At 32.7% G+C, this 6,073-nt stretch carries 6 protein-coding genes and 1 rRNA gene; 5 read left to right on the top strand and 2 right to left on the bottom strand.

Features of this window, described 5'->3' with window-relative positions:
* The first annotated feature begins 44 nt into the window (after positions 1-44).
* Both T473_RS0105780 and T473_RS0105785 read left to right on the top strand, forming a co-directional pair.
* On the top strand, positions 45-338 hold the full coding sequence (locus T473_RS0105780) for a metal-sensitive transcriptional regulator (RefSeq protein WP_024621048.1): 294 nt from the start codon (positions 45-47) through the stop codon (positions 336-338).
* 12 nt (positions 339-350) lie between these two features.
* A complete protein-coding gene (locus T473_RS0105785) occupies positions 351-788 on the top strand; it encodes a SoxR reducing system RseC family protein (RefSeq protein WP_024621049.1) in 438 nt (145 codons plus the stop codon).
* Positions 789-930: 142 nt separating this feature from the next.
* Here T473_RS0105785 and T473_RS0105790 read toward each other — a convergent pair whose 3' ends face one another.
* Both T473_RS0105790 and T473_RS0105795 read right to left on the bottom strand, forming a co-directional pair.
* Positions 931-1,635 carry a threonine/serine exporter family protein gene (locus T473_RS0105790; RefSeq protein WP_024621050.1) on the bottom strand — a complete coding sequence of 235 codons (705 nt, stop codon included), beginning with the start codon at positions 1,633-1,635 and terminating at the stop codon, positions 931-933.
* Positions 1,635-2,423 carry a threonine/serine exporter family protein gene (locus T473_RS0105795; protein ID WP_024621051.1) on the bottom strand — a complete coding sequence of 263 codons (789 nt, stop codon included), beginning with the start codon at positions 2,421-2,423 and terminating at the stop codon, positions 1,635-1,637. The genes T473_RS0105790 and T473_RS0105795 overlap by 1 nt, the downstream gene beginning before the upstream one ends.
* 330 nt (positions 2,424-2,753) lie before the next feature.
* Between T473_RS0105795 and T473_RS0105800 the strand changes: the two genes are divergently transcribed.
* From T473_RS0105800 to T473_RS0105810, 3 genes are all read left to right on the top strand, one after another.
* On the top strand, positions 2,754-3,998 hold the full coding sequence (locus T473_RS0105800; RefSeq protein WP_024621052.1) for a serine hydroxymethyltransferase: 1,245 nt from the start codon (positions 2,754-2,756) through the stop codon (positions 3,996-3,998).
* A gap of 252 nt (positions 3,999-4,250) precedes the next feature.
* Positions 4,251-5,624: a hypothetical protein gene (locus tag T473_RS0105805; protein ID WP_024621053.1), complete on the top strand. Its 1,374-nt coding sequence runs from the start codon at positions 4,251-4,253 to the stop codon at positions 5,622-5,624.
* Positions 5,625-5,979: 355 nt separating this feature from the next.
* Positions 5,980-6,073, top strand: a 16S ribosomal RNA gene (locus T473_RS0105810); the annotation flags it as partial.

Here is a 6,073-nt window from a genome sequence, read left to right on the forward strand (position 1 = left end):
GAAGGGCTAAATAAGCTAAAATAAATTTAGTATGAGGTGAATTTATGGAAGAAAGAAAATTATCTCAAGTGAATAATAAAGATGCCCTGTCGAAGAGGCTCAAAAAAATAGAGGGACAAGTAAAGGGCATTGAAAAAATGGTTGAAGACGATAGATACTGTGTCGATATACTTGTCCAAATTTCAGCTGTTAGATCTGCGATAAATAAAGTCGGTACAATACTTCTTGAAAATCATGTTAAAGGTTGTGTTATAGAGAGTATCAAACACGATGATTATTTAGAAACAGAGAAAACAATAGGTGAGCTTATGGATACTATTAATAAGTTTACGAAGTAAGGGGGAGTTGTAATGAATCAAAGTGGATTTATTGTTGAAATTGTCGATGAGGTAACTGCAAAGGTTCAGATGCAAAAACATTCAGCATGTGCTCATTGTGGAAAGTGTGCTACAGTTTCATCGGAGAGCAAGGAGATACTTGTTGAAGTGGATAATACTTATGGAGCAAAAGTTGGAGATCATGTTGAGGTGAATATGGAGAATATAAATATTGTAAAAGCAACTGCTATAGTTTATGTGCTTCCTTTAATTACTTTACTTGTTGGTACAATTGGTACTTTTTATGGGTTAAATGCCTTAGGTTTTGCTGGTAATGTAGAGATTGCTAGCGCTGTTATAGGCCTTACACTGACTCTTGCATCTTATTTATGGATGAGGGTAAATGATAAGAAATTTAAGGATAGCAGAAATTATATTCCGATAGTAACTAGGATACTAATTGATTTATAATAGACTATTCAATAATTAGTTTGGTTAATGTGCAATCAAAGCTAAAGTAGTAAATTGAATATAATTAAAACAAATATAAAAAGAGAACCTGCTGGATTCTAGAAATTTATCTTAATCAAGTAGGTTCTCTTTATTTTTTATATTAATTTCTTGGTTTAGGGTCTAAGTCGTCTAAATCGAAATCTATGCTAGGACTGTTGTTGTAGTCATTATCGTCATAGCAAGTATTAGAATCTGATTTTTGACTTAATACCTCGTATTCGTAGTCGAAATTAGGCTCAGCCTCTTTGTTGATTGAGCCGCTTTCACATTCGTATTGATCGTTAATTTGTGGGTTTATTTCTGATGAATTTGCTGCATTTATGGCTTCTTGTGCTAATTTTTTCTGTTTTCTATCCGCTATTTGTCTCGATCTAACTATATTCATTGTTCTTACAAGTGATGTTATTACAAGAACTCCAAGAGCTATTGCAGCACTTAAAAATATTGCATCAGTTCCTTTTGTAATCGACATAGAGTAATTTTTTTGAATCATATATAACATCGTATTGTAAAGACCTATCCCGGGTATAAGTGGCAGTATTCCTGGAATTACAAATACTATAGCTGGTTGTTTCATCTTTCTGGCTAGTACTTCACTGCACAAGGAAACAAATGCTCCTGCAATAAATCCAGCAAATGCAGTACTTGCAGAAAGATTAAATAAATATATATATACAATCCAACCGACCCCTCCAGTTATACCAGCAGGAGCTAATAGACGTGCTGGGGTATTAAAAAAGACTGCAAAACCAACGGTTGCAAGTCCTGAAAACATAAAATGCAAAATTATTGGCATATCAGTCATTATAAGATACCTCCTATTTTGTACCACATATTAAGTACAAAACCTACTCCGGCAGCTATTGATATTATTATCATTGCTGCATCGAACGCTCTCGAAATCCCTGAGAGTAGATTTCCTGAAATTAGATCCCTTATCGCCTTTATAAAGGCGACTCCTGGTAATAATGGCATTATCGATCCAACTATAAGCATCTTGGGATCTCCAAGTATACCTATTTCTGATAACAATACCCCGGAGACGGCAATTAGGAAAGAAGTAACTAAACATGAAAAAACTGTTATAGAACTTAGTCTCATTATTTGATTGTAAGTAATAGCCGCACATATAGCTATTATAAATGTTAGCATAAAGTTTAAAAAATTATTTCCGCCAAGCAAACATGCAAAGCATGCAGATCCGAGTCCTGTAAATGTATAGTAAATAGGTAGAGGATACGGTTTTAAATTTTGTATTTCGTACAGTCTAGAAATAGCACTCTTTGTATCGTAATCTTTGTTGCTTACAAATTCTCTAGAGAATTCATTTAGGAGAGAAATTTTATTTAAGTTTATTCCTCTAAAATCAATAGTCTTCATAAAAGATAACCCATCAAATTTTTCATCAGAAATGATAACTACAGTAGGGGTTGTAAAGACATTGACATGATTAAATCCTCTAGATTTACATATTCTAAGTAGACTATCTTCGACACGGTAGGTTTCTGCACCGTTTTTCATCATTAGTTCACCAACAAATAAAGCAACCTTGAGTACATCTTTTTTCTGGCTTTGAATACTTTTTTGCCCCATAATGCACCTCCAATAAAAAGTTATGATATTGAGATTATATCAAATTTATGTACACATTTAATACCTATTATTAAAAAAAATATTTTATTTTTTTTGATAATCATTTGACATAATTAAGTAGCCGTTTTTTATTGATATAAAACGTATAAAAGCCCCTTTTATGCCCTTTATTATTTTGTACTTAATATTTTTATTTAAACATAAAATAAAAAATACTTGACTATTCTCTACTTAAACACTATAATCATTTATTAATAATTTGTTATCATATTGATAGCAGAAAAATTATTAAATATTATAAAATAAGACTATATTTTAGGGGGTAACAACATGTTTGAGAATTTAAAAAAAATGGATCAAGAAATTTATGCTAGTATGAGAAAAGAACTTACGAGGCAACAACGTAATATAGAATTGATCGCCTCTGAAAATATAGTCTCATTACCGGTCATGGAAACCATGGGGAGTCATTTAACCAATAAGTATGCGGAAGGCTACTCAGGTAAAAGGTACTATGGTGGCTGTGAATACATAGATGAAATAGAAACAATAGCTATAGAAAGACTTAAAAAAATATTTGGGGCTGAACATGCAAATGTTCAACCGCATTCAGGAGCTAATGCCAACTTAGGTGTATACTTTGCAATGTTAAAACCAGGTGATGTAGTAATGGGGATGAACTTATCTCAAGGTGGCCACCTAACTCACGGAGCTAAGGTGAGTATTTCAGGACAGTATTTTGATTTTCACGAGTACGGAGTAACAACTGATGATGGAACTATAGATTTCGATAATGTAAGAAAGGTTGCACACGAAGTAAATCCGAAAATGATTGTGGCTGGAGCAAGTGCGTACCCAAGAGAAATAGATTTTAGGAAATTTAAAGAAATAGCTGATGAGGTAGGAGCACTTCTTATGGTAGATATGGCTCATATAGCTGGTCTTGTAGCAGCTGACCTTCATCAAAATCCATGTGAAGTAGCTGATTTTGTAACTACAACTACTCATAAAACTCTAAGAGGTCCTCGTGGTGGAGCTATACTATGTAAGGAAGAATATGCTAAGGCAATAGATAAGGCAATATTCCCAGGAATACAAGGTGGTCCACTTGAACATATAATTGCATCTAAAGCAGTGTGTTTTAAAGAAGCTCTAAGTGATGAATTTAAAGATTATCAAAAGCAAGTAGTTAAAAATGCTAAAGTTTTAGCAGAAGAATTAAAAAATAGAGGATTTGATCTTGTTTCTGGAGGTACTGACAACCACCTTGTACTATTAGATTTAACTAATAAGAATATTACTGGGAAAGAGGCAGAAAAGAGATTAGATGAGGCATATATCACTGTAAATAAAAATACAATACCTTTCGATCCAAATGGTCCATTTGTAACAAGTGGAGTTAGAATAGGTACACCTGCAGTTACAACAAGGGGAATGAAAGAAGAAGATATGATAGTTATTGCTGAAGCAATTGATTTATGTATAACTAATAACGATGAAGCAAATGCTCAGAGATTAGTTGTAGGTCTAACTGAGAAATATCCACTTTATAGTGAATACAATTTGATGGATTAATTTGGACTCATATTTACTGTTTTTTTATTAATGTATATTTAATAATATATATTAATTTGAATTAAAGCTTTAAGAAACAATTATTACAATTTAAGACATAAGTTTTTAAGGTTATTTTTCTGATTCAATACAATACTTTGAATTGAAAAGTTAATGCTTAATATTTTATATACTACTGATATAGTGTGCTGTAACAAACAGTCAATAGAGCCATATAATATATTATCTTTTATTTGTAAAGGAGACATATATATGGCTTTGACGGCAGCACACTATATTTATATTTTGTTTATTTTCATTATTTTAGTCACTATGATATTAAAAATAGATACCGTAGTTCCTTGCATATTGGGGGTATTTTCACTAGGCGTTTTTTATAATAAAACTGTATTTGGAGCTATAGGAGCAGTATTTAATTCTTTTATAATATCTTTAAATGAGTTGGGCCCAATTATACTTATTATAGCTATTATGGTAGCTTTATCGAAGGCACTTGAAGAGAATGATTCTATTGAGTATATGGTTAAACCATTTTCTAAAATAATTAAAAATCCAACTTCTGCGTTTTTCGTAACCGGTGGAGTTATGTTGATTTTATCTTGGTTTTTCTGGCCGACACCAGCAGTAGCACTTGTGGGAGCTATATTTTTACCAGTTGCTATCAGGGCGGGTTTACCAGCTATTGGTGTAGCAGTAGCTCTAAATTTATTTGGGCATGGCTTAGCTTTATCTACGGATTTCTTTATTCAAGGTGCACCTAGCATTACTTCAGGGGCAGCAGGTGTTGAAGTGTCAGATGTAATCAATGATGGCATGATTCTTTTTTGGGTTATGGCTGTAGTGACAATTTCTATTGCTTTTTATACTTTAAAAAGAGATTTAAAACAAGGAAGATTTTTAGATGAAGTTAAAAATATAAAAAACATCCAAAATAAAAAATTTAATTTAAAAGCTAAATTAGCTACATTAATGGTAGGAGCAGGATTTATTCTAGATATAGCTGCTATGTTTATTTTCGACCTTAAAGGTGGGGAGGCGTCTGCACTTTTGGGTGGAACTGCTGTATTTTTAATTATTTTGATAGACATTATGAACTACGGAAGAGACAGTTTTGATAAAGTATGTGAAAATATAATAGATGGTTTTGTATTCGGTATAAAAATATTTGGAGCTATAATTCCAATAGCTGCCTTCTTCTATATGGGGGAAGTAGATCCGCTTACAAATGTTTTTGGTCCAGTATTGGCTCAAGGATCAGGAGGACTTTTATCTGACATAGGTATAGCTATATCAAACTCTGTTCCGTTAAATAAAGTAGCAGTAGCTGGAATTCAAACAGTAGTTGGAGCAATAACAGGGTTAGATGGCTCAGGATTTTCTGGAATATCGTTAGTGGGTTCATTGGCATCTGTATTTGGTACAGCAATAAATGCGAGCGTAGGTGCATTGGCGGCTTTAGGTCAAATTGCAGGAATATGGGTTGGAGGAGGATGTTTAGTTCCGTGGGGGTTGATATCTGCAGCTGCAATATGTGGAGTAGATCCAATAGAACTAGCAAAGAGAAACTTCAAACCAGTCATGATAGGACTTATAGTAACAACTATAGTAGCAATGTTTATTATATAGTTATAAAAATTCTATAAAAATACTTTGACTGTCCCAGAACAAGAAGCTGTCAAAGTATTTTATAGTTGAACTTTAATAATTAATTTAAAAAGCTTATTAAGTATAGAAAAATGCAAAAAATATTGATAAATAGCCATATAGTAAAGAATTTAAAGAGAAAAGTAAAAAAAATATAAAAAAATGCAAAAAAATAGTTGACCAGATTATTATTAGGTGATATTATAATACATGTACTCGATGCGGGTACGAAAAGAACATTGAAAATTAAACAGTAGGTTAATTTATAAGAAAACAAGAAACAAACCATATAAAGCCAGATATTAAAGATAACGATAGTATCTGAGCAGGTCAAATTATTATTGAGAGTTTGATCCTGGCTCAGGATGAACGCTGGCGGCGTGCCTAACACATGCAAGTCGAGCGAACCCCTTCGGGGAGAGCGGCGGACG

Origin of the sequence: Clostridioides mangenotii TR (assembly GCF_000498755.1) — a bacterium.
Taxonomy (GTDB): Bacteria; Bacillota; Clostridia; order Peptostreptococcales; family Peptostreptococcaceae; genus Metaclostridioides; species Metaclostridioides mangenotii_A.